The sequence below is a fragment of the Arthrobacter sp. TRD_SC_6 genome (genome assembly GCF_055361185.1).
In genome coordinates this window covers 1,630,616-1,651,414 of record NZ_CM143953.1, presented here as the reverse complement: position 1 = coordinate 1,651,414, position 20,799 = coordinate 1,630,616, and the positions used below count along the sequence as shown (strand labels likewise).

Below are 20,799 nucleotides of genomic sequence, written 5' to 3'. Positions count from 1 at the left end.
CTTCATGGGAGGGGCGGCACCGTTTGGTGCCGCCCCTCCACCTCCTTGGAAAGCGATGAAGGAGACCGCTCAGAAGCGGACTCCTTCATCGTTATGGCGGTGCCAGCTCAGATGTTGTAGATGTACCGGATGGCGTACCTGTACCACGAGCCGTCGCGGAAGCACGACTTATAGGAGTGGACCTGCGTCTGGGGATGCGCATTGATGCTATGCAATTCCTTCTTGAGCGATGCCATACACCCCGAATATGTCGACGAAGCGTTGGTAATGGTCCAGCAACAGATCGGCGCGGCGTTCGCCGGCACACCCGCGCCCAAAAGTATGCCGCCTGCCAGCGCTACAGCCGCCGAGACCTTAGTTGCGAGCTTCATTGTGTTTCCCCCTGGTTGTTGTGTCGAGTCTTTGACACTTTATCCAGAGGGGTACCGCGGGGGCCATGGGTAGTAGTGCCTATCCAGCGGGACTGGTCCTTCACCACCCGCTCGGGCTGAAAACAGAAGCTCCACAAGCCTCGGCGCGCCCCTCGCCCATCTAAACTATCCGGATGGAATTCCTCCGCAACCTGCTTCTCGTCCTGCACTTCATTGGACTTGCCGCCATCCTCGGCGGGGTGATGGCCCAGATCCGCAGCATGCGATCCGGCGGCGCTGTGGTTACAGCTGGCATCATGCACGGAGCCTGGCTACAGCTGGCGACGGGACTGGCACTGGTCGGCGTCATCGAAGCAGCCGACCTTGCGGACCTCAACCACATCAAGATTGGACTCAAGCTCCTGGTGATGATCGCCGTCGTCGTACTGGCCTTCATCAACCGGAAGAAGGACGCCGTGCCGTCCGCGATTCTCGGAGTGCTCGGTGGACTGACCCTGCTCAACATCGTGGTCGCGGTGTTCTGGCGCTAAGCGCATTAGCTGCGCTTAGCTCGCGTTCAACCCGCCGAGCGCATGGATTGGAGTTGTGATCTTCGTCATGCTCCAGAGTTCGGTTTCAGGCAGGGATGTGAGCATCCTGCGCTTACGGGCCAGTGCTGCGGCGCCACCGGCTTCGCTTCATAGCCAGGGCGTTTGACTGACCTCCAAACGCTCCATATTCTTTCATTAGGCAAGAAATAGTTTCCATATTGTGGAACAGAGGAAAGACGATAATGCCGTCTATGCCTGACGGTCTGCCCTCCCCCGCCACGCGTGCGGCCAGACCCGAAATCGCATCACCCCACTTCTGACGATTAGGTCTCAATGAACGACGCTCAAAGTACGCGCAAATTTATGCCCAAAGCGGGCGCTGGACTCACCGGGTTACTGCTGCTTGCGGGTTTGATTGCCACCCCTCCAGCCACCGCGGAAACTCCTTCCGCCGGGCCAGGGCCCTGTGTCGGGGCGGAATGCCCAACCACCTATCCCGAACCAAATAATGGTCCGATCACCCACCGTGACGCCGCCATCAACGTATACGCGGGTGGAAATTACACCGTCATCGACAGCGCTGCCGAAGCCGAAGGGCTGGTTGTAGTAGGCGGAGATTTCTTACAGAACAAGGATCCCAATGGCTCAACCGTCTACGACGTTGGCCTCGCCGGGGTCGGTTCGCGTGTGGCTCCCCCTGCAGGAGCAGACAACCTGCGGGTAGGCGGGAATCTCACGGTCACCGGTGGTCAGAGCCTCATTGGCGCTGCTGACGGCGTCATCCGCGTGGCCGGCACGTCCACCGGGAAGGTTGAACCAACTCCCACGGACTACCCCAATGGGCTTCTTGCCACTGATACAGCCATCGGCGGTCAACTTGCCACGGCCTCGCAATGCTACGCCGGCCTGGTAGAACCGCGCCCCGCAACCGGGACGCTCGAGGTTACGCAATTCCCCGATACGCTCCGCTTCACGGGCGATGGGACTTCCGCCCTCCAGGTGTTCACTGTGGACCGTAATGTGGCCACAGCAACCGGGGAACCCATTGCAATCGCCTTTGACGGAATCCCCGCAGGCGCAACAGTGCTGATGAATGTGGTCGCCGGTACGGACTGGATTTACAACGTCAACTACGGCGAACCATCCGAACTTCGGGAACGGATCCTCTGGAACATCCCTAGCGCAACAAATATCTCGATTGGAGGCTACGGTTCCTTCGAAGGAAGCACGCTGATCGGCGATCCCAACAGCACGGCCAACGTCACCAGTTCCGGAGTGAACGGCCGCTTCTTCACGGCAGGCAGCATCATTCACGGTGGCGGCGTCAGCGAGGGCCAGGAGTTCCACGCCTACCCATTCAACGGCACCCTGCCGGAGTGCGTACCTGCGGTTGATCCAGCGCCCGAGCCTGAACCAGAGCCTGAACCAGAGCCGGAGCCGGAGCCGGAGCCAAGCGCCGACACAACGCCCACGTTGGAACCGGAACCAACGCCGACCTCCGAATCAAATCCCGACACCGATCCAACCCAAACAACGGAATCGGACCCCAGCACAACACCAACGTTGGAGCCGGCACCGGTCCAAGAAGCAAGCCCCACTATCGATGCAACGCCCGAACAGAAACCCCGAACCGACGGCGAAGCTAACGATGGCGAGAAGGCTTCGAACGCACTTGTCTCCCCGTCATCCCTACCCAACACAGGCAGTGCCACGTTGATTACGGGCGGATTGATCGGCGTGATCGTCCTGGCTCTCGGCGGCCTGCTGATCTTTGCGTCCCGCCGGAAGAAGCAAGTGGACTGATAAGCCACAAACTACTCGCGGAATACAAGACCGCTAACGTAATGGTGGAAAGAACGGCCGTCCGGTCATCCGGGCGGCCGTTTGCTTGCCCTCCCATAAGCAGATGGGGAAAGGCTATTGCGGACAGAGGTCCTCTGGGCGCACCATTGCTTCACCGCCGAGAGGAGGGCTGCCCCGAGGTGCCGAAGCCGACTAAGGAGGTCTTTTTCAAGGGGCTGAAAATCGCCTGGAACGGGGCGAAGTGGGTGGCTACGAAGAACCCGTACGTCAAAGCGGCCTGGTACGCACTGGAGGCGTACGACGCCATCGTCACCGGGACCGAGCTGGCGCATTGGGCCAGTGGAAAAATGCCCGCCTACAAGCCGCCACCGCGGATCGACACCGGCTATGAGTTCAGCGGGAACATGGGCATGACCTATGAACACTTTGACGGATCCTGGCAACGCTTCCCGCCGCTCGGCTACGACAGGTTTGGCGCCCTCATAAAGTGAGGCGACGCGCTGCAGAGTCGCTGGCGTCGTGCAGCGCCGGAATGACGCTTACGACGGCGACGGCGGACGCCGCCACGAAGGCCAACAGCGGTGTGGTCGCGTCGAGCAGCGCACCGATCAGCATAGCTCCGGCAGCCTGGCCGAGGGCGAGGGTGATGAACAGCGCTGCCGTCCCTGATGCTGCCCGCTCGGGCAAGGTCTCGGTGGCCCAGGCGATCAGCACTCCGCTGAGTGCCACGTAGCTGGCCCCGAACAGGGCTCCGCCCGCATAGACCGCGAAGACGTCCGATGGCAGGACGCCGAGCACAAGGGTGGCAAGGCCCATCAGCAGCGCCGTTGCGGACCAGGCCCGGCGCAGGCCCCACCGGGTGACCAAGTCCCCCGAGAAAGCACCCGCTATGCCTGCCGCGCCGAGACAGACCCAAAAGATCGTCGCGGCGAATTCGCTCAACCCTCCTTCGCTGGTGACCAGCGACCTTCCGAACGTCCACACCGCGGCGCTGGAAACACCGGCGAGCGCCGCTGCGACCGCTGCCGTCCGCAGGGGCTTCAGCTCGGCGAACTGGAAGGTGAGCCGCGCCGACGTCGTCGTTCGTGTGGATCCGGCGGTGACAAGTACGGCGATCATCGCCGCGGCGTTCGTGGCGGCGATGATCCACCAGGCGGTGCGCCATTGGTCGGCGAGCAGCAGTGCGAGGGGCCCGGCCACCACCACGCCGAAGCCGGTGCCGGAGTTGACCAGTGCCTGCGCCCGCGCGGCTCCGGGCGGCCGAACCCGCTCCTGAACCAAGGCGACCAACCCCGGAGAAGCGAACCCAGCACCCGCTCCAGCGACCAGCATGCTCACCGCCAGCATTGACGCGGAACTGGACAACGCCACACCGGCACTGCCAATCGCCGCTACGCTGCCAGCGAGGACAACGGTGAGTTTCGGTGCGCCCGCCAGACGGTATGCCGTCGCCGCAGCGAAGCAGTAGGAGACAAAGCTGCCGCTCGAGATGCTGCCGGTGACTGTGGGCGTCAGGTCGAAGGACTCAGCGAACGCTGGGACAAACAGGCCATACCCGAACCGGCTCAGGCCGTACGTCGCAGCGATGAGCGCTGTGGCGCTGACAAGGAACGTGCGCATCCAATCTCCAAACTAGAACCAGCGTTATACTAGAACCGAGGTTATAGTTGGGAGTATGGGAACGCAAACAAGAGGGTCAGCGCGTGAGCGATTGCTCGACGCAGCCAACGAACTGTTCTACCGCAAAGGCATATCGAGCACCGGGATTGACGACGTCCTCTCACACGCCGGGGTGTCCGTCGCCACCCTCTACGCGCACTACGGCAGCAAGGACGGGCTGCTCGAGGCGAGCCTGCTCCACCGGTTGGACACCTGGCGGGCGGTCTGGGACGGCGCGATCGACGCGGCCGATTCGCCTGAGGGGCGGTTACTCGCGATCTTTAGCGCATTGGACCTGTACCGCGAACAGCAGAACACCCGGTGGTGCGCGTTCCTGGCCACCGCTGTGGAGGTTGACTCGGCAGCTGAGCTGGTTGCCGCGGACACTGCGCTCTTGAATGAACGGCTTCTGGAGCTATCCAGACCTCTCGCCGGTGCGAGGGCAGATCAACTGGCCGCTGCAATGCTACTTATCTACAACGGCACGCTTGCGAGCTTCCTGCGCGGCAGCCCCGGCGACCCGATAGCGGCCGCCCGGGACACCGCCGTCGTCGTCGTTCGTGCGTTCACTGACTGAGCTGCCACGCTAACCCGCCGAAAAAAGCGGGCGAACCATCGCCGGGATCAACCGAAAGTACAGTGTGCCTGCGCCGAAAGAGTGAGCACATTCCGGCCCTTCGCCCGATGAGCCGGCACCGCATCTGCGGCGACACTTCTCTCATGACCACTCCAATATCCGCAAAACCCACGCCGCGCAGCCCCGCTACGCAGGTGCGCCGGCCCACCAGGAAGCGCTACTGGAAGGTGCCAACCGGCCTGATCATCCTCAGCCTTGTGCCAGTACTTGCCGGAGCGATGCGCATTACTGAACTGATGGCTGGAGCTGAGATCACCGAGGCGAATGCGCGGTTCTTCGCGTCGCCCTCCCCTGTTCTCATTCACATCATCGCTGCGAGCATCTACAGCGTCCTCGGAGCCTTCCAGTTTGTTCCGTCCCTGCGCCGCAAGCGGCCGAACTGGCATCAGCGGTCCGGGCGACTCCTCGCCCCGCTGGGCCTCCTCGCTGCGCTCTCCGGCGTGTGGATGACCCTCTTTTATACCCACCCCGACGGCACCAACGTAACGCTCAACGTACTCAGGCTGTTCTTCGGGCTGGCAATGGCGGCGAGCATCGTACTGGGCATCATCGCCGTTCTGCACCGGAACATCCCTGCTCACAGCGCGTGGATGACCAGGGCGTACGCCATTGGCATCGGCGCCGGAACGCAGGTGCTCACCAACCTGCCGTGGGTGGTCCTTTTCGGCGCTCCGGACATGATGGCAACCGTCGTGCTGATGGGCCTCGGGTGGGTCATCAACCTTGCAGTGGCCGAGTACGTGATCCAACGCCGACGGCGACGCGTGGCTCCCCGCGCTTCCAGTCGATCCGACGCTGCCGGACCGCTCGTATGATGTGGTCATGATTGCCCAGCTGCGCTCGGTCTGGATGTCGCCCGCCGCGTCGCCTCCACCTCCCGTGCGGGTGTGGCGCGACTACGCACTTCTCGCCGTCGTCGTTCTGGGTGTGCTGCTGGAGAGCTCGATGAACCCGAACACGTCCTGGCCAATGCTTCTTCTGATTGCGGCAATCGCCCCTACCCTGTTGTGGCGCCGCACCAAGCCACTCACCATGGTGGTGATTGCCATGGCGGTCACAGCGATCGCAACCGTCATCCTCCGCGAGGATGAAGCACCGTTCACCGCAGTCTTCTTCGTCGTCCTGCTCTACGCACTCCCCCGGTGGGGAACCGGGCGATCGGCGGTACTGGGTGTCGCCGTCGTCCTCCTGCATCTCTGGCTCACCGAACTGATCGCCGGGCCGGTCTTTGAGGATGTCATCGGAGCACATGTTGTGGTGATCACCGTGATCACCCTCGGCCTCGCCGTAAGGTTCCGGTCCGGCGAGCGCACCCGCGAACTGGAGCGCGCGCGGATGCTCGAGCGGGAACGGCTTGCCCGGGACGTTCACGACACCGTGGCCCACCACGTCTCAGCGATCGCCATCCGCGCGCAGGCAGGACTTGCGACGGCGGCGACTGATCCGCAAGCCGCCACCAACGCCCTCCGGGTCATCGAGTCCGAAGCATCGAGCAGCCTGACCGAACTACGGACCATGCTGCGGGTGCTCCGGTTCGACGACCAAGCCGAACTGCACCCCAATCCGCACCTCGCGGACCTCGAACAGCTCGCCCGCCGCGAGCCAGGCGGCCCGACCGTGAACCTGAATCTCACCGGCGAACTGGACAGCCTCCCGTCGACCGTCCGCACTGCCGTCTACCGCATCGCGCAGGAATCGGTGACCAATGCGCGGCGCCACGCCCTCCGAGCCACCCACATCGACGTCGCTGTCACCGCCGACGAGCGGCAGGTGCGCGTCAACGTGCACGACGACGGCGCTGACCGCGCGCAGGCGAGTCCCGGTTTCGGGATCACGGGTATGCGGGAGCGCGCTGCGCTGCTCGGCGGAACCTTCACCGCCGGGCCCACCGGCGGTAGCGGCTGGACTGTAGAGGCGACGCTGCCCAGAACAGGAGGGGCAGAGTGAGCATCCGCGTTCTGATCGCCGACGACCAGGAGGTGGTGCGCACCGGCCTGACCATGATCCTGAACGCCCAACCGGACATCGAGGTGATCGGGGAAGCAGGTGACGGAAGGCGAGCGATCGAACTGGCACATAGGCTGCGCCCCGACGTCTGCCTGTTCGATATCCGCATGCCGCTGCTGGACGGCATCGAGGCAACGCGTGCACTGGCGGGACCCGACGTCGTCGACCCCATCGCCGTAGTCATCATCACCACGTTCGATCACGACGAGTACCTTTATGCGGCCCTGCGCGCTGGTGCCCGCGGCTTCCTCCTCAAGGACGCTGGCGCCGACCTGCTGGCCCAGGCGATGCGCGCGGCCGCCAACGGAGATGCTCTCATTGCGCCCAGTGTGACAGTTCGGCTGCTGGAAGCGTTCGCGGGCTCGGCCCCCGGCCCGGCCCCGCAGCCGCCGAGAGAACCGCTGACCGAACGGGAGGAACAGGTTCTGGCAACGGTGGCGCGCGGCCGAAGCAACGGTGAAATTGCCAGCGAACTGCACATCACGCTGAGCACCGTGAAGACGCACATCATGAGCCTCATGCAGAAGCTCGGAGCGCGTAACCGCGTGGAGGTGGCCGTCTGGGCTCACGAGAGGAACCGCTCACAACAACGATGAGGCGGCGGCATTGAAACCGTCGCCCAGCGCCTACCAGTTCGCCTCAGTGATCCGCGGTAGTAGCCACGACACTCCCGCCATGTGCCCGGACGAACATCGCGACTGATACTGGATCGCTGGCGTCAGGGTTCATAGTCCGAACCCACTTCCGCTCTACTCAGACAGTGGTGTTGTTCTGAATCATGGTTGAGAAGGTGGCAGCGAAGAACGCGACCCACGCGATGATGAGCAGGATGCTCAGTGCGCCGAGGATGATCGCAACCCAACCGAGCAGCCGCCCGCCCGCTGCGGGCTCGCCCATGCGCTCGGCCTTGTTCGCCTGGCTAATCGCCAGCGGCCCGAAAACGAACCAGAAAATGAACAGACCCAGCACCCCGTACGCAAGTGAGAGCTGCGCGGAACGTTTGCCTTCATAGCCGGCGTTCGACATCGGCATACCCCGTGTCGGAGGCCCAGCGAAGGGCTGTTCGCTAGGGTAGGGCGTGCGGTGCTGGCTGGAGTAGCTGGTCATTGAAAGTTCCTTCTGAGACAAGGGGAATGCGGCCTCCGTAATGAGCCGAGCACCCGCGTTGAAGCACATCCTATTCCACCGGCGTTTCGTGGCGACGTAAGCCAACGACGACGGCGGCAATCGCTTCCCAGGGCGGGTTGGCCGGGGTGAACCTCCCCACCGACCAGCCCCACCGACTAACGTTGGGCAACATGGCCGAACAGCACAACAGCAGCCGTAAGCGCGGCATTCTCTTCGACGTCGACGGAACACTCATCGACTCCAACTACCTGCACACGCTCGCCTGGTGGCAGGCGTTCCGCCGCTTCGATCATGACGTACCGATGGCCGCCATCCACCGCACCATCGGCATGGGCGGCTCGACGCTGATCGAGCATCTCCTCGGCACAGACAGGGACGTTGACCAGGATGAGCAACTCGAAGCTACCCACACTGCCATCTTCTCCGCCCACTGGCCGTCACTGCGTGCGTTCGACGGCGCCCGCGACCTCCTGAAGCATTGCGCGGACGCGGGGTTCGCCGTCGTGCTCGCCACCTCTGCCTCAGAGGAAGAACTGGCCGTCCTCCGTAAAGTGCTCGACGCCGACGCCGCAATCACCGGCGCCACGAACGCCTCCGACACCGGCGTCAGCAAACCCGCCCCCGACATCCTCGAAGCCGCCCTAAAAACCGCTGATCTCAAGCCGGAAGACGCCGTCTTCATCGGTGATGCCGTTTGGGACATCGTCGCCGCGAACAAGCTCAGCATCCCGACCATCGCCGTCACCTCCGGCGGCACCAGCGAGGCAGAACTGCGCGACGCCGGTGCAGTGCGGGTTTTCGAAAACGTGCGGGAAGTACTCCAGGCGATTGAAGCCGGGGATCTATCGGAGCTGACCGGTACGCCGCAATGAAACCCGGCTACCCCTTCGCGCTCCCCTACACCCGCTACCGCGAGCTGATGGCCGCGGACTTCGCGCGGCTGCTGGAACTCACGCAAGCCGCCGAAGCCGGGAGTACGCTGACGACGCCGGTGCCCACCTGCTCGGACTGGGACGTCGAGCAGCTTGTCCGGCATACCGCAATGGTGTACCTGCAGAAGGCCGAGACCATCCAGACCGGATCCAAGCCGCAGGGGCATTGGATCCCTGAGGACATCCTGAAACTCAGGCCCGTTGAACTCCTGCAGACGAGCTTCGACCGCCTCACCCACGAGTTCGACACTAACAATCCGTCCGACGCCGCCGAATCCTGGGTCGTCGAAGACCAGACCGTCGGATTCTGGATCCGCCGGCTCACCCACGAAACGGCGATCCACCGCTATGACATCGAGGCCGCGTTCGGCCAGCCCCAACCGATCGACACCGCCCTGGCGCTCGACGGGATCGACGAAGTCCTCACGGTCATGCTCGGACGCGGGCCGGCGCCGGGCGGCAAGGTGACGGGCGCCGTCGTACTCCACAGCGAAGGCTTCAGCTGGACCGCCTACCTGCGCACCGACAAGACCGTCATCACCGGTGAGGGAATCGACGATCCCAACGCCCGCATCACAGGCGACGCAAATACGATTCTGCTCTGGCTGTGGGGCCGCGAGCCGCTGCCCGACGACGGCGCTATTGAACCAGCGGCAGCAGAGTTGCGGCGGCGTCTGGCCGCGGATACGTAGGCCTGCACCGCAACGGCGCCTATACCTTGATCGGACGCGCCAAGGGTGCGCTCCCAGGCTCCCCATATCGCCACCCTGTCAAACTCGTTCCGCAGCAGGAACACCGCACGAAAGGGGATCGACGGTGGGCACCCGGGTGCCAGGTTCTTACCTGGCGACGGTTGCGGCAGCCCTTCCGAGGAGACCTGTGTCGTACAAAATGCGATGCCCATCCCTCAGGACGCGGCGCGTTCCTTGGTCCAAGGGGACATCAGCCCAGCTCGAGGGAGCAATGCCCAATTCCACGATCAATCCTGACACCAACCGGAATCTGCGTTCGCGTACTGGCCCCCATTCCTTAGAGCGAATGAGACGCGCGCCGGGATCGAGTTGTTCAAACCATGCCGCATCTTCAAGACTCTCGGGAGTATCGCTCAACACCACTAGGTCGACATCGCTGGCCATTCGCTCAGCTCCTCGGGCGTAAGACCCCACGAGAGCCAGGGCTCTCACTCTGTCTTCCTGTTCTGCCCAGGCAACAACTTCACCAATGATCTGATGGGCAGCTCGTCGGCGCCCTTTCAGCCTCGATGTCATAAAGGGATGCTACCCGCCGAGAATGCATCACAGCACCGTAGGAGGATCCCTCACCATGCACGTCGTGGTCTCCGAAGCCACGATCGACTTCGAACCACCGGACTGATGTTCACCCAACTGGTCACCGCGCTTCATGCGGTGTGCCTAAACTGAACCTGCTCTTCCCGTTCATGCCATAAGGAGCACGGTCCTGATACGCACCATCAGCTACAACCTCCGCGAGCATAAAGCGAGCGGTGAGCTTGAGGCCCTCGCAGAGGACCATAAGGCGGATCTGCTGTGCCTGCAGGAATGCGACGCCAGCGATCTGCCCGACGTCGTCGGCGACCTCCAGCTCGCAACTGCCACCAAGGAAAACCGGCTTGGCCTTGCCATGTACTACCAGCGCGACCGGTTCGACATGGTCCGCGCGGACTCGTTCTCGCTGAAGAAGTCGCTCCATGACCGCGTCCTCACCCCCGCCCACGAGCGGCTGATCGGCGTCAAACTGGTGGACCTGAAAACGGATCACGAGCTGGTCGCCGGTTCATTCCACGCAGCTCCCCTCACGGCGTCGAACGCCCTCCGCCGCAAGCAGATCCATGCCGCGCACGCCGAGCTGCTGGAGATGGGGACCGGCCAGGCAACACTCATGGTGGGTGACTTCAATTACCCGTTCTTCACCCAGCGCCTCACCGAGGACATGAACGACGCCGGCTACGACCTCTCGCTCAGCGACCGGCGCACCTACACCCGCTACATGGTGTTCCGGGGGCACTTTGACTTCGCAACATCACGCGGGTTGAAGATCCAGAAAGTGGAGACACTCCCCCGCGGCGCGTCCGACCACCTGCCCATCCTGGTCCTCGCGGACTACCTTGCGCCGAATGATCCGCTGCCTGTCGAAAACGAGTGATTCCGGGTGTCCATCGGAATTGTCACCGACGCATGATTCGATGGGTGTAACGCACAGTTCACGGAGGCACTATGTTCCTGCTCGAACCAACCACGCCGGGCGCCGGGCCTGACCTCATCTTCTCGGCCACGGACCTGGTCAATGCCTCCGTGTGCGAGTACCGGACCCTGCGCATCCTCGACGAGAAGCTCGGCCGCGCGGATAAACCAACGTTCGACGCCGATGAGATGCTTGATCGCACCGCCCGCCTGGGCGACGTCCACGAACACCGCGTCCTCGAGCAGTTCCTCGCCGAGCACGGCAAATGGGATCCAACGCGCGGAACGGGAGTGTACGACGTCGTTCCCGCGGAGGGCATGGAGCGCTCACTCTTGCTCGCGAAGCACGCGGAGTCTATCGACGCCCTGCGGAGCGGCGCCGACGTCGTCTTCCAGGCGGCATTCTTCGACGGGCAGTTCCATGGGCGGTCGGACTTCCTGGTGAAGGTGGACGGCTCGTACGCCGTGTGGGATACGAAGCTCGCCCGGCATGCGAAAGTCGGGGCCCTCCTGCAGCTCGCGGCCTACGGTGACCAGATGCTGAAGGCCGGCATTACGCCGGCGCCACTGGTCACGCTGGTGCTTGGCGACCAACAGCACAGCGAGCATCGGCTCGCGGACCTGCTGCCCGTGTACCGCGAGCGCCGCAGCCGCTACCTCACCCTCGTTGACCGTCATCGCAGCCAGCCTGATCCCGTGCAATGGGGTGCCGAAACCCACTTCGCGTGCGGCCGGTGCGAGTACTGCCAGCTCATGGTCGCAGAAACCCGGGATCTGCTGCTGGTGGGCCGGATGAGCACCACCCGCCGGGCAAAGTTGCACCAGGACGGCATCTACACCATTGATGAGCTGGCCGCCCTGGACGCCTTCGAGGAGGAAGAGAGCCTGAGTCCCCTCATCGACCAGGCGCGCATGCAAACCGGCATAGCCGACATTGACGGCAGCGTCGAATACCGCGACAAGCACGGCGAAACGCAGACGCTCAGCTACCGCGTCCTGGAGGAGAACTCGCTGGCGAACCTGCCGGAACCGGATGAGGGCGACATCTTCTTCGACTTCGAGGGAGACCCGCTGTGGCAGGATCCCCTGTCCGGCCGCTGGGGTATCGAGTACCTGTTCGGTGTCGTCGAGAACCCGGCCACTCCGGATGCCGAGCCGCCGTTCGTACCCTTCTGGGCGCACGATCGCGCCGAGGAACGCGAGGCGTTCGCGAGCTTTCTCGACTACGTGGCCGAGCGCCGCCGTCGTTATCCCAACCTGCACATCTACCACTACGCGGCCTACGAGAAGTCGGCGCTGCGGAACCTGTCCCTCATCCACCTCATCGGCGAAGAGACGGTGGATACGCTGCTCCGCGAGGGCGTACTGGTGGACCTGTATGAGACGGTGCGCACCAGCCTGCGCATCTCCGACCGCTCCTACAGCATCAAAAAGCTCGAACCCTTGTACATGGGCAGCAACCTGCGCTCCGGTGACGTGACCGATGCCGGCGCCTCGGTGGTTGCCTACGCCCAGTTCTGCGAGGCGAGGGACAGCGGGAACGCGGATGAGGCGGCCGAGATCCTCGCCGGGATCAGCGACTACAACCAGTACGACTGCCTCTCCACCCTTGAACTGCGGAACTGGCTGCTAGGGCTGGCGTCGGCGCGCAACATCCCCCCTGCGCAGCCGCGGGAACAGAAGGTGGACAAGTCAGAGCCTCCTTCGCCCGAGGAACAGCTGCTGCTGAACCACGTGACGTCGCTGCCGACACACCGTGCGCTGAGCAAGGACGAGCAGGCAATCGCCATGGTCGCGGCGGCCGTGGGCTACCACCGCCGGGAAGCCAAGCAGTACTGGTGGGAGCACTTCGACCGCCTCGGATCCCCGTTGGATGACTGGTCCGACACCCGTGATGTCTTCGCCGTACGGCGCGTAACCGTCCTCGAAGACTGGACGAAACCGAACGCACGCAGCAACCCTGTTCGCGTGCTCGACCTCTGCGGAATCGCCTCGGAGGGCTCCGAATTCAGGCCGGGCAGCTCCTGGTTCCGGATGTACGGTGAGCCGCTCCCGGAGGGCCTTGAACCTTTCGATGGGAAGGTCGGCGGCCGGGCGGGCTGGTTCGGCACCGAGGTCATCGACAGCTACGCCGACCGCGACGGCGAGCACCTCATCATCCGTGAAAAGCTCAAACGAGGCGGCGAGCCCTACGGGCAAACCCCCATGGCCCTCACTCCTGACCAGCCGATCTCCACCAAGTCCATCCGGGCAGCGTTGGCCGAACTCGCTCAGCGGGTGGGTGCGTCCCTCCCGGGGCTGCCGAGGAGCCCCGGGCTGGACATACTCCGCCGGGCCAATCCCACGCTGGCCGGTGCCTCCAGCCTTCCGGAAGCGCCCGACCACGACTACATTTCGGCGATCACCGCGGCAGTCCGCCTGCTCGACCTCTCCTACCTCGCCGTCCAGGGCCCTCCTGGCACCGGTAAAACTTATGTCGGCTCGCACGTCATCGCCGCGCTGGTGGCAGACGGCTGGAAGGTCGGCGTCGTGGCACAGTCCCACGCCGTCGTCGAGAACATGCTGCGGGCCGTGCTCAAAGCGGGAGTCCCCGCGCACCAGATTGCCAAGAAGACGGAGGATCCGAACGCGCCGTGGACACACAGGACCGACGACGACGTCGCGTCCCTCCTCGACGGGTCCGCCGGCGCGCTGGTTGGCGGCACTGCGTGGACCATGACGGGGAGCAAGGTGCCGCCGGAGTCACTCGACCTGCTGGTCATCGATGAAGCCGGGCAGTTCTCGCTGGCCAATACCCTCGCCGTATCGCGGGCTGCAAAGCGGCTGCTGCTGCTTGGTGACCCGCAGCAGCTCCCGCAGGTTACGCAGGCGAACCATCCGGAGCCCGTGGACGAGTCGGCGCTCGGGTGGCTTTCGCAAGGGGACGCGACGCTGCGCCCCGAGCTCGGCTACTTCCTTGCTGACAGCTGGCGGATGCATCCGGACTTATGCCGGGCAGTGTCCAGACTGTCCTACGACGACAAGCTGGACTCCGCGGTCCTCGCAACCAAACGGGCTCTCGACGGCCAGCCCGCCGGCGTCGAATGCGTTCTCGTGGATCACTCGGGCAACAAGAGCGCTTCATCCGAGGAAGCCGAAGAGGCTGTCAGGCAGGTGCAGAAGCACATCGGGCTTCGCTGGGATGACACGGAGAACGAGCCGCGGGTCCTTGCCGATGCGGACATCCTCGTTGTCGCCGCCTACAACGCCCAGGTCCAGATGATCCGGCGCAAGCTCAAGGACGCAGGGCTCACCGGTACCCGGGTGGGCACGGTGGACAAATTCCAGGGTCAGGAAGCGCCGGTGGTGATCGTGTCGATGGCGTGTTCGTCAGCTTCGGAAGCACCGCGCGGGGTCCAGTTCCTGCTCAACCGCAACCGGATCAACGTGGCGATTTCCCGCGGGCAGTGGCGTGCCGTCATCGTCCGCTCCCCCGAACTCACACAGCACATGCCGAATCGGCCGGAGCAACTCGAGGAACTCGGTGCGTTCATTGGGTTGTGCGCTCCGGACAACCCTTCATGATCTCGCTTGCCGCGGCCACCGGGATAGCGCTTGTCGAACTGGGAATGGCGCTCACTCCAGGACCGAATATGGTCTACCTGGTCTCCCGCAGTATCAGTCAGGGGTGGCGCGCCGGCATGATGTCGTTGACCGGCACGGCGGTAGGTTTTGTCGTTTACATGACAATGGCCAATGTGGGACTTGCAGCCATTTTCCTCGTGGTTCCGTGGCTGTTCATTGCCCTGAAAGTGGCTGGCGCCCTCTACCTGCTATGGCTCGCCTATAAGACGTTGCGACCTGGCGGAAGCTCTCTATTTGAACCCAGCCCTTTGCCCCGTGACTCCTTCGGGAAGCTCTTTCGCATGGGTCTGCTGACCAATCTGCTCAACCCCAAGGTTGCGATTTTGTACCTGGCAGTGATTCCCCAGTTCATCGACCCGGCTGCTGGCAGCGTAGTGGCCCAGGGGTTCCAGCTCGGTGCTATCCAGATAGCCGTAGGTCTGATCGTGAACGGGGTAATTATTCTCGCCGCCGGGTCGATCGCCGCCTTCCTGCTGCGCAAACCTCAATGGATCCGATGGCAGAAATGGGTCACCGGGACCCTACTCGGCGTAATCGGCGTGAAACTCGCCTTCGACGCACCAGCCCCTGCAGCATCCAGCTAGCAGGACGGATGGTTTCTGTTACCGAGCAGTTGGAGCTGGCGTAAAGTCTTTGCTGCAACACGCGCGCGAACACATGCGAATTGAGGAGAGCTGACCTTGGACAGGGACACACCCGAAGACCTCATTGGTCTCGACATTGGCGGCTCCAAGACGCAGGGCGTGCGCTGGCACAACGGCGAGGCGGTTGCATCTGCCACAGCCGGAAGCGCGAACGTCCAGAACGTGACACCGGAAACTGCCGCATTGAACCTCACCGAATTGTTCCAGCAACTCGGTTCAGGCTACGTCGCGCGGGTTATCGCAGGTTCTGGTGGGGTGGACACCGCCGAGGATGCCCGGGCTCTCGCAGCGTTGATCGCTCCCCATGTTCCGGGCGCCACGGTGGAGGTAGTCCATGACACGCGGTTGATACTCGCGGCGGGTGGCGCATCCACCGGCATCGCCGTCATCGTTGGAACCGGAACCGCAGCCTGGGGAACCGATGGCCACGGACGGCAGGCGAGGTCCGGTGGGTGGGGCTACCTGCTCGGGGACGAGGGTAGTGGTTACTGGATAGGCCGCGAAGCCGTTCGCCACACTCTTCATCTACACGACCTCGCCAGGGATCAGGATGAACTGGGACGGCGGGTGCTGGAAGCCAACGCGGTGAGCTCACCGGCGGAATTGATTGCACTGTTCCACGGCGATACGGGCCGGCGATACTGGGCGGGGCAAGCCAGTCTGGTCTTCGACGCCTGCGCAGATGGGCACGCGGAAAGCAGCCACATCATCGAGGCCGCTGCCGGGCACATCAGCCAAATGGTGCAAGACGTTGCGCTGGTACTGCAACTGGAAGGCCCGGTCATCATCGGCGGAGGCCTCGCCGTTAACCAGCCGGTTCTCCAACAGGCCATTTCCTCCAAGCTCAAAGCTGCAGGGTTGCACGGCATCACCTTCCTGACCGAAGATCCGGTCATGGGTGTCCAGCACCTGGTCGCAGCCGAAGGGACGGCCCGGCGGCAAAACATCAAGGACGACATAACCGCTGAAGAGATTCCGTAGCGCGCGAGCGAACAACAAACGTGCGCGGACTCGTTGCTTGTGTTCACTTCTTGACTACAACATCCCTTTGTAGCAACCTGTACTACATGCCCGTCGACTCCGCCCCGCTAGCGCGGGCCACCATGAATGGGGGGCCCGCCAAACCAGGGTCGCAGTCGGCACTCCGCCAGCTGAATGAACAGCGCATCATTCAGGCCCTGGCTACAGGTGGGCCTCAGACCCAGGCGGAACTTGCCCGGCAAACCGGACTGTCCACCGCCACGGTTTCCAACATCGTTCGCGGCATGTCCCTGTCCGGCACGGTGACAACCAGCCCGACCACCAGTTCGGGGCGCAGGGCACTTTCTGTAGCGCTCAACGACAACGGTTCCGTCGCCGTCGGAATCGACATCGGCCGCCGCCACCTTCGCGTGGTCCTGGCCGGCCCGGATTACCGTGCCATCAGCGAAGAAGCCATCCCCCTCCCGCCGGGGCATACGGCCGAGGAAGGACTCAACGCAGCAGAGACCCTACTTTCGCGGCTCCTCGACGAGCGGAACATTCCAAAGCGCGCTGTCCTTGGAGCTGGCATCGGAATTCCGGGGCCAATCGATCGCCGGACCGGCACGGTGGTACAGGGAGCGATCCTTCCCGAATGGGTGGGGATCAACATGCGGGAAACCTTCGGCGAGCGGCTCGGAATACCCGTATCGATTGAGAATGATGCCAACCTGGGTGCTCTCGCCCAGGTCACCTGGGGGCCGCACAGCGCGGTGGACAACCTCATGTTCCTCAAGGTGGGATCGGGCATAGGAGCAGGTCTGATCCTCAACGGTTCCCTCTTCTACGGCAACGTGGGAATCACCGGGGAACTCGGCCACACCACCATTGACGAACACGGGCTCATCTGCCGCTGCGGTAACAGGGGTTGCCTGGAAACAGTCGCGTCAACGGCCACCATGATCAACCTTCTTCAACGCACCAGCGAGCGTCCGTTGACCGCCCGGGACATCGTGGACTTTGCTCTAAAGGGTGACACCGCAACGCTACGGGTTATCGACGACGCCGGACTCGCGATCGGGAGGGCAGTGGCACACGTTGCCAACCTGATCAACCCTGAGCTCATCGTGCTTGGCGGCTCGCTCACGGGCTTGGGCGACATTCTCCTGGATCCCATCCGTCGCGGCCTCCTACGGCACGCCGTGCCCGTTGTGGGTGAGTCCACGAAGGTCCGCATGGGGTCGCTGGGAGACCGGGCAGAAGCGCTGGGAGGTGCCGCCGTCGTACTTTCACAACCCGCGCATTCCTCAAGCTGAGGTAAATTTTCGCTCGAGTTTGCGTTCAAGACTTGACTGCAAGACCCTACTCAGAGTTAACTTCTTTCTCGGGCCATTGCGGTTCCGAAGACAGCGCAGTCATTGCGGGAAGGCCCTATGGACAACCACACCATCCTTGAGATGCAGTCGATCACCAAGCAGTTCCCGGGCGTCAAAGCCCTGGATGAGGTATCCCTCTCCGTCACCGCCGGCGAGATCCATGCAATTTGCGGCGAGAACGGCGCGGGCAAGTCCACGCTGATGAAGGTCCTTTCCGGCGTGTACCCCCACGGCACCTACGACGGCACAATCGTCTTTCAGGGCAACGAAGTCCAGTTCAAGGACATCCGGTCCAGCGAAGCCGCCGGAATTGTGATCATCCATCAGGAACTCGCTCTCATCCCCGAGCTTTCCATCGCAGAGAACATCTTCCTCGGCAATGAGCCCACCCGCTTCGGAGTGATCGACTGGGACAAGGTCAACGCCAGCACCCTGGAGCTCCTGGCGCGGGTGGGGCTGAACGAGGATCCCATCACCAAGGTGAAGGATATTGGCGTTGGCAAGCAGCAGCTGGTTGAGATAGCCAAGGCGCTCAGCAAGTCAGTGAAGTTGCTCATCCTCGACGAGCCGACTGCCGCCCTTAACGAGGCCGATTCCCAGCACCTGCTGGACCTGATGTCGGGCCTCCGGTCCAAGGGCATCTCCTGCATCATGATCTCCCACAAGCTCAACGAGATCGAGCAGATCGCTGACTCGATCACCATCATCCGCGACGGTAAGTCGATCGAGACCCTTCATGTGAAGAATGACGGCGTCGATGAGGACCGCATCATCCGCGGCATGGTGGGACGCTCCCTTGAGTCCCGATTCCCCGACCACACCCCCAATATCGGCGAAACGTTCTTCGAGGTGCGCAACTGGACCGTCGGGCACCCAGCAGTACAGGACCGCTTGGTCTGCAAGAACTCGAACTTCCACGTCCGGCGAGGTGAAATCGTAGGCTTCGCTGGCCTGATGGGTGCGGGCCGCACGGAACTCGCCCGATCAGTATTTGGCCGCTCCTACGGCAACTACAAGTCCGGACAGATCCTCATCAACGGCGAGGAAGTCACGCTGCGCACGGTGCCGCAGGCGATCAACGCGGGCCTCGCCTACGTGACTGAGGACCGCAAGTCCCTGGGCCTGAACCTGCTTGACGACATCAAGTCCACCACCGTGTCCGCGGACCTCAAGAAGATCACGCGCGGCCTCGTCGTCGACAATGACGAGGAGTACCGGGTCGCCGAGGAATACCGGAAATCCCTGCGCACCAAAACGCCCAGCGTCAACGAAGGTGTAGCGAAGCTGTCCGGCGGCAACCAGCAGAAGGTAGTCCTGGCGAAGTGGATGTTCACGGACCCGGAAATACTCATCCTCGACGAGCCCACCCGCGGCATCGACGTCGGTGCGAAGTTCGAAATCTACGGCATCATCCAGCGCCTCGCCAACCAGGGCAAGGGCGTCATCGTCATTTCCTCTGAACTTCCCGAACTGCTCGGGCTCTCGGACCGCATCTACACCATCTTCGAGGGCGCGATCACTGGAGAGCTGGTCCGCGGCGACGCAGACCAGGAATCCCTGATGAAACTCATGACCGCCAGCAGGAAATCTGCCTGAGACGCTCTTTAGGAAAGACATATGAATTCCCTTAAACAACTCTTCGGCGGCAACACGCGGCAGTTCGGCATGATTTTCGCGCTCGTCGCGCTCGTCGTCTTCTTCCAGATCATGACCGGCGGCAAGACACTCACGTCCGTGAACATGATGAACCTTTTCAACGGCAACTCCTACATCCTGATCCTGGCCATCGGCATGGTTCTGGTCATCATTGCCGGACACATTGACCTCTCCGTCGGATCCATTGCGGCGTTCGTCGGGATCGTCGTCGCCATCGCGATGCGGGACTGGGGAATCCCCTGGTACCTCGGTGTGCTCCTCGGCCTGGTGCTCGGTGCGCTGATCGGCATGTGGCAGGGCTTTTGGGTTGCCTACGTCGGTATACCCGCGTTCATCGTCACGCTGGCCGGCATGCTCCTGTTCCGTGGAGCCAACCAGTCCGTCGGTAACTCACTGACAATTCCCGTTCCCGAAGGGTTCCGTTACCTGGGCGCCGGCTACCTCCCCGAGGTAGGCCCGGACTTCGGCTACAACAACCTCACCCTCCTCATCGGTATTGCCCTTGTCGTCTTCGTCGTCTACCGCGAGTTCCGCAGCCGCCGGAAGCTTGAGAAGATCAATGCGCCTGTACCGCCGATCTGGGTGCCCGTCACCAAGGTTGTACTGCTCTCCGCTGTTATCCTCTACGCGACGTACCTGTTCTCCACCGGCCGTCCCGGAACATCCTTCCCCATCCCCGGGCTCATCCTCGGTGTCCTCGTCATCATCTACGCGTTCGTCTCCAACAAGACCATCCTCGGGCGCCACGTCTACGCAGTTGGTGGTAACCGCCACGCAGCAGAGCTTTCAGGTGTGCAGAGCAAGCGCGTGAACTTCATGGTCATGATGAACATGTCCATCCTCGCCGCTCTTGCCGGCATGATCTTCGTCGGACGCTCCACCGCCTCCGGCCCCTCGGACGGTGTTGGCTGGGAGCTCGACGCGATCGCCGCTGTCTTCATCGGCGGCGCCGCAGTGACCGGTGGCGTCGGCACGGTGGTCGGTTCCATTATCGGCGGACTCGTCATGGCCGTACTCAACAACGGCCTCCAGCTGCTCGGCGCAGGCGCTGATGACACACAGATCATCAAGGGCCTTGTACTGCTCGTCGCCGTCGCCTTCGATGTCTACAACAAGAGCCAGGGCAAGCCATCGATCCTCGGTCTGCTCACCAGGAACTTCGGCGGAGGTAATGGGCCTAAGACGCCCGAGACCTCCACTCCGCAACCAGCTCCTACGGAGCAAGCCGTCGGAACGAAGGAAGTTATCTCCCACGACTCCTAGGCGCCGAC

The 20,799-nt window shown here is 63.1% G+C and carries 20 protein-coding genes; 16 read left to right on the top strand and 4 right to left on the bottom strand.

Going from position 1 to position 20,799, the window contains the following annotated elements:
- Window positions 1–107: 107 nt before the first annotated feature.
- Window positions 108–371: a hypothetical protein gene (locus ACWA1U_RS08055; protein ID WP_463724809.1), complete on the bottom strand. Its 264-nt coding sequence runs from the start codon at window positions 369–371 to the stop codon at window positions 108–110.
- A 173-nt stretch (window positions 372–544) separates the two neighbouring features.
- Between ACWA1U_RS08055 and ACWA1U_RS08050 the strand changes: the two genes are divergently transcribed.
- The 3 genes from ACWA1U_RS08050 (at window position 545) to ACWA1U_RS08040 (ending at window position 3,195) form a co-directional block, all read left to right on the top strand.
- The gene (locus ACWA1U_RS08050) at window positions 545–901 is read left to right on the top strand and encodes a hypothetical protein (RefSeq protein ID WP_463724808.1); all 357 of its coding nucleotides are present in this window, start codon (window positions 545–547) and stop codon (window positions 899–901) included.
- Between the two features lie 333 nt (window positions 902–1,234).
- Window positions 1,235–2,704, top strand: coding sequence for a choice-of-anchor A family protein (locus ACWA1U_RS08045; RefSeq protein ID WP_463724807.1), 1,470 nt, complete (start codon window positions 1,235–1,237; stop codon window positions 2,702–2,704).
- 179 nt (window positions 2,705–2,883) lie between these two features.
- On the top strand, window positions 2,884–3,195 hold the full coding sequence (locus ACWA1U_RS08040; protein ID WP_463724806.1) for a hypothetical protein: 312 nt from the start codon (window positions 2,884–2,886) through the stop codon (window positions 3,193–3,195).
- Here ACWA1U_RS08040 and ACWA1U_RS08035 read toward each other — a convergent pair.
- The gene (locus ACWA1U_RS08035) at window positions 3,185–4,324 is read right to left on the bottom strand and encodes an MFS transporter (protein ID WP_463724805.1); all 1,140 of its coding nucleotides are present in this window, start codon (window positions 4,322–4,324) and stop codon (window positions 3,185–3,187) included. The two genes, ACWA1U_RS08040 and ACWA1U_RS08035, sit on opposite strands and share 11 nt — an antisense overlap.
- Window positions 4,325–4,379: 55 nt before the next feature.
- On the opposite strand from ACWA1U_RS08035, the gene ACWA1U_RS08030 reads away from it, so the two are divergent.
- The 4 genes from ACWA1U_RS08030 to ACWA1U_RS08015 all read left to right on the top strand — a co-directional run bounded on the left by ACWA1U_RS08030 (window position 4,380) and on the right by ACWA1U_RS08015 (window position 7,603).
- Window positions 4,380–4,940, top strand: coding sequence for a TetR/AcrR family transcriptional regulator (locus ACWA1U_RS08030; RefSeq protein ID WP_463724804.1), 561 nt, complete (start codon window positions 4,380–4,382; stop codon window positions 4,938–4,940).
- A 143-nt stretch (window positions 4,941–5,083) separates the two neighbouring features.
- Entirely contained in the window at window positions 5,084–5,815 is a 732-nt protein-coding gene (locus tag ACWA1U_RS08025) for a DUF2306 domain-containing protein (protein WP_463724803.1), read from the top strand.
- Between the two features lie 7 nt (window positions 5,816–5,822).
- Window positions 5,823–6,947 (top strand): sensor histidine kinase, encoded by a 1,125-nt coding sequence (locus ACWA1U_RS08020; protein ID WP_463724802.1) that lies wholly within the window; start codon window positions 5,823–5,825, stop codon window positions 6,945–6,947.
- A complete protein-coding gene (locus tag ACWA1U_RS08015) occupies window positions 6,944–7,603 on the top strand; it encodes a response regulator (protein ID WP_463724801.1) in 660 nt (219 codons plus the stop codon). The genes ACWA1U_RS08020 and ACWA1U_RS08015 overlap by 4 nt, the downstream gene beginning before the upstream one ends.
- Window positions 7,604–7,760: 157 nt before the next feature.
- Here ACWA1U_RS08015 and ACWA1U_RS08010 read toward each other — a convergent pair whose 3' ends face one another.
- Window positions 7,761–8,114, bottom strand: coding sequence for a hypothetical protein (locus ACWA1U_RS08010; protein ID WP_463724800.1), 354 nt, complete (start codon window positions 8,112–8,114; stop codon window positions 7,761–7,763).
- Window positions 8,115–8,305: 191 nt separating this feature from the next.
- On the opposite strand from ACWA1U_RS08010, the gene ACWA1U_RS08005 reads away from it, so the two are divergent.
- Window positions 8,306–9,007 carry an HAD family hydrolase gene (locus ACWA1U_RS08005; RefSeq protein ID WP_463724799.1) on the top strand — a complete coding sequence of 234 codons (702 nt, stop codon included), beginning with the start codon at window positions 8,306–8,308 and terminating at the stop codon, window positions 9,005–9,007.
- Entirely contained in the window at window positions 9,004–9,759 is a 756-nt protein-coding gene (locus ACWA1U_RS08000) for a maleylpyruvate isomerase family mycothiol-dependent enzyme (protein WP_463724798.1), read from the top strand. Before ACWA1U_RS08005 ends, ACWA1U_RS08000 begins: the two co-directional genes overlap by 4 nt.
- Before the next feature lie 147 nt (window positions 9,760–9,906).
- Here ACWA1U_RS08000 and ACWA1U_RS07995 read toward each other — a convergent pair whose 3' ends face one another.
- On the bottom strand, window positions 9,907–10,335 hold the full coding sequence (locus ACWA1U_RS07995) for a nucleotidyltransferase domain-containing protein (protein WP_463724797.1): 429 nt from the start codon (window positions 10,333–10,335) through the stop codon (window positions 9,907–9,909).
- A 193-nt stretch (window positions 10,336–10,528) separates the two neighbouring features.
- On the opposite strand from ACWA1U_RS07995, the gene ACWA1U_RS07990 reads away from it, so the two are divergent.
- The 7 genes from ACWA1U_RS07990 (at window position 10,529) to mmsB (ending at window position 20,791) form a co-directional block, all read left to right on the top strand.
- Window positions 10,529–11,230, top strand: coding sequence for an endonuclease/exonuclease/phosphatase family protein (locus ACWA1U_RS07990; RefSeq protein WP_463724972.1), 702 nt, complete (start codon window positions 10,529–10,531; stop codon window positions 11,228–11,230).
- A 71-nt stretch (window positions 11,231–11,301) separates the two neighbouring features.
- The gene (locus ACWA1U_RS07985; protein WP_463724796.1) at window positions 11,302–14,832 is read left to right on the top strand and encodes a TM0106 family RecB-like putative nuclease; all 3,531 of its coding nucleotides are present in this window, start codon (window positions 11,302–11,304) and stop codon (window positions 14,830–14,832) included.
- Entirely contained in the window at window positions 14,829–15,476 is a 648-nt protein-coding gene (locus ACWA1U_RS07980; RefSeq protein ID WP_463724795.1) for a LysE family translocator, read from the top strand. Before ACWA1U_RS07985 ends, ACWA1U_RS07980 begins: the two co-directional genes overlap by 4 nt.
- 96 nt (window positions 15,477–15,572) lie before the next feature.
- Window positions 15,573–16,517, top strand: coding sequence for an N-acetylglucosamine kinase (locus ACWA1U_RS07975; RefSeq protein ID WP_463724794.1), 945 nt, complete (start codon window positions 15,573–15,575; stop codon window positions 16,515–16,517).
- Window positions 16,518–16,603: 86 nt separating this feature from the next.
- Window positions 16,604–17,812 (top strand): ROK family transcriptional regulator, encoded by a 1,209-nt coding sequence (locus tag ACWA1U_RS07970; RefSeq protein WP_463724793.1) that lies wholly within the window; start codon window positions 16,604–16,606, stop codon window positions 17,810–17,812.
- Between the two features lie 117 nt (window positions 17,813–17,929).
- The gene (gene mmsA, locus ACWA1U_RS07965) at window positions 17,930–19,468 is read left to right on the top strand and encodes a multiple monosaccharide ABC transporter ATP-binding protein (protein ID WP_463724792.1); all 1,539 of its coding nucleotides are present in this window, start codon (window positions 17,930–17,932) and stop codon (window positions 19,466–19,468) included.
- A gap of 21 nt (window positions 19,469–19,489) precedes the next feature.
- On the top strand, window positions 19,490–20,791 hold the full coding sequence (mmsB, locus tag ACWA1U_RS07960) for a multiple monosaccharide ABC transporter permease (protein ID WP_463724791.1): 1,302 nt from the start codon (window positions 19,490–19,492) through the stop codon (window positions 20,789–20,791).
- Window positions 20,792–20,799 lie beyond the last annotated feature (8 nt).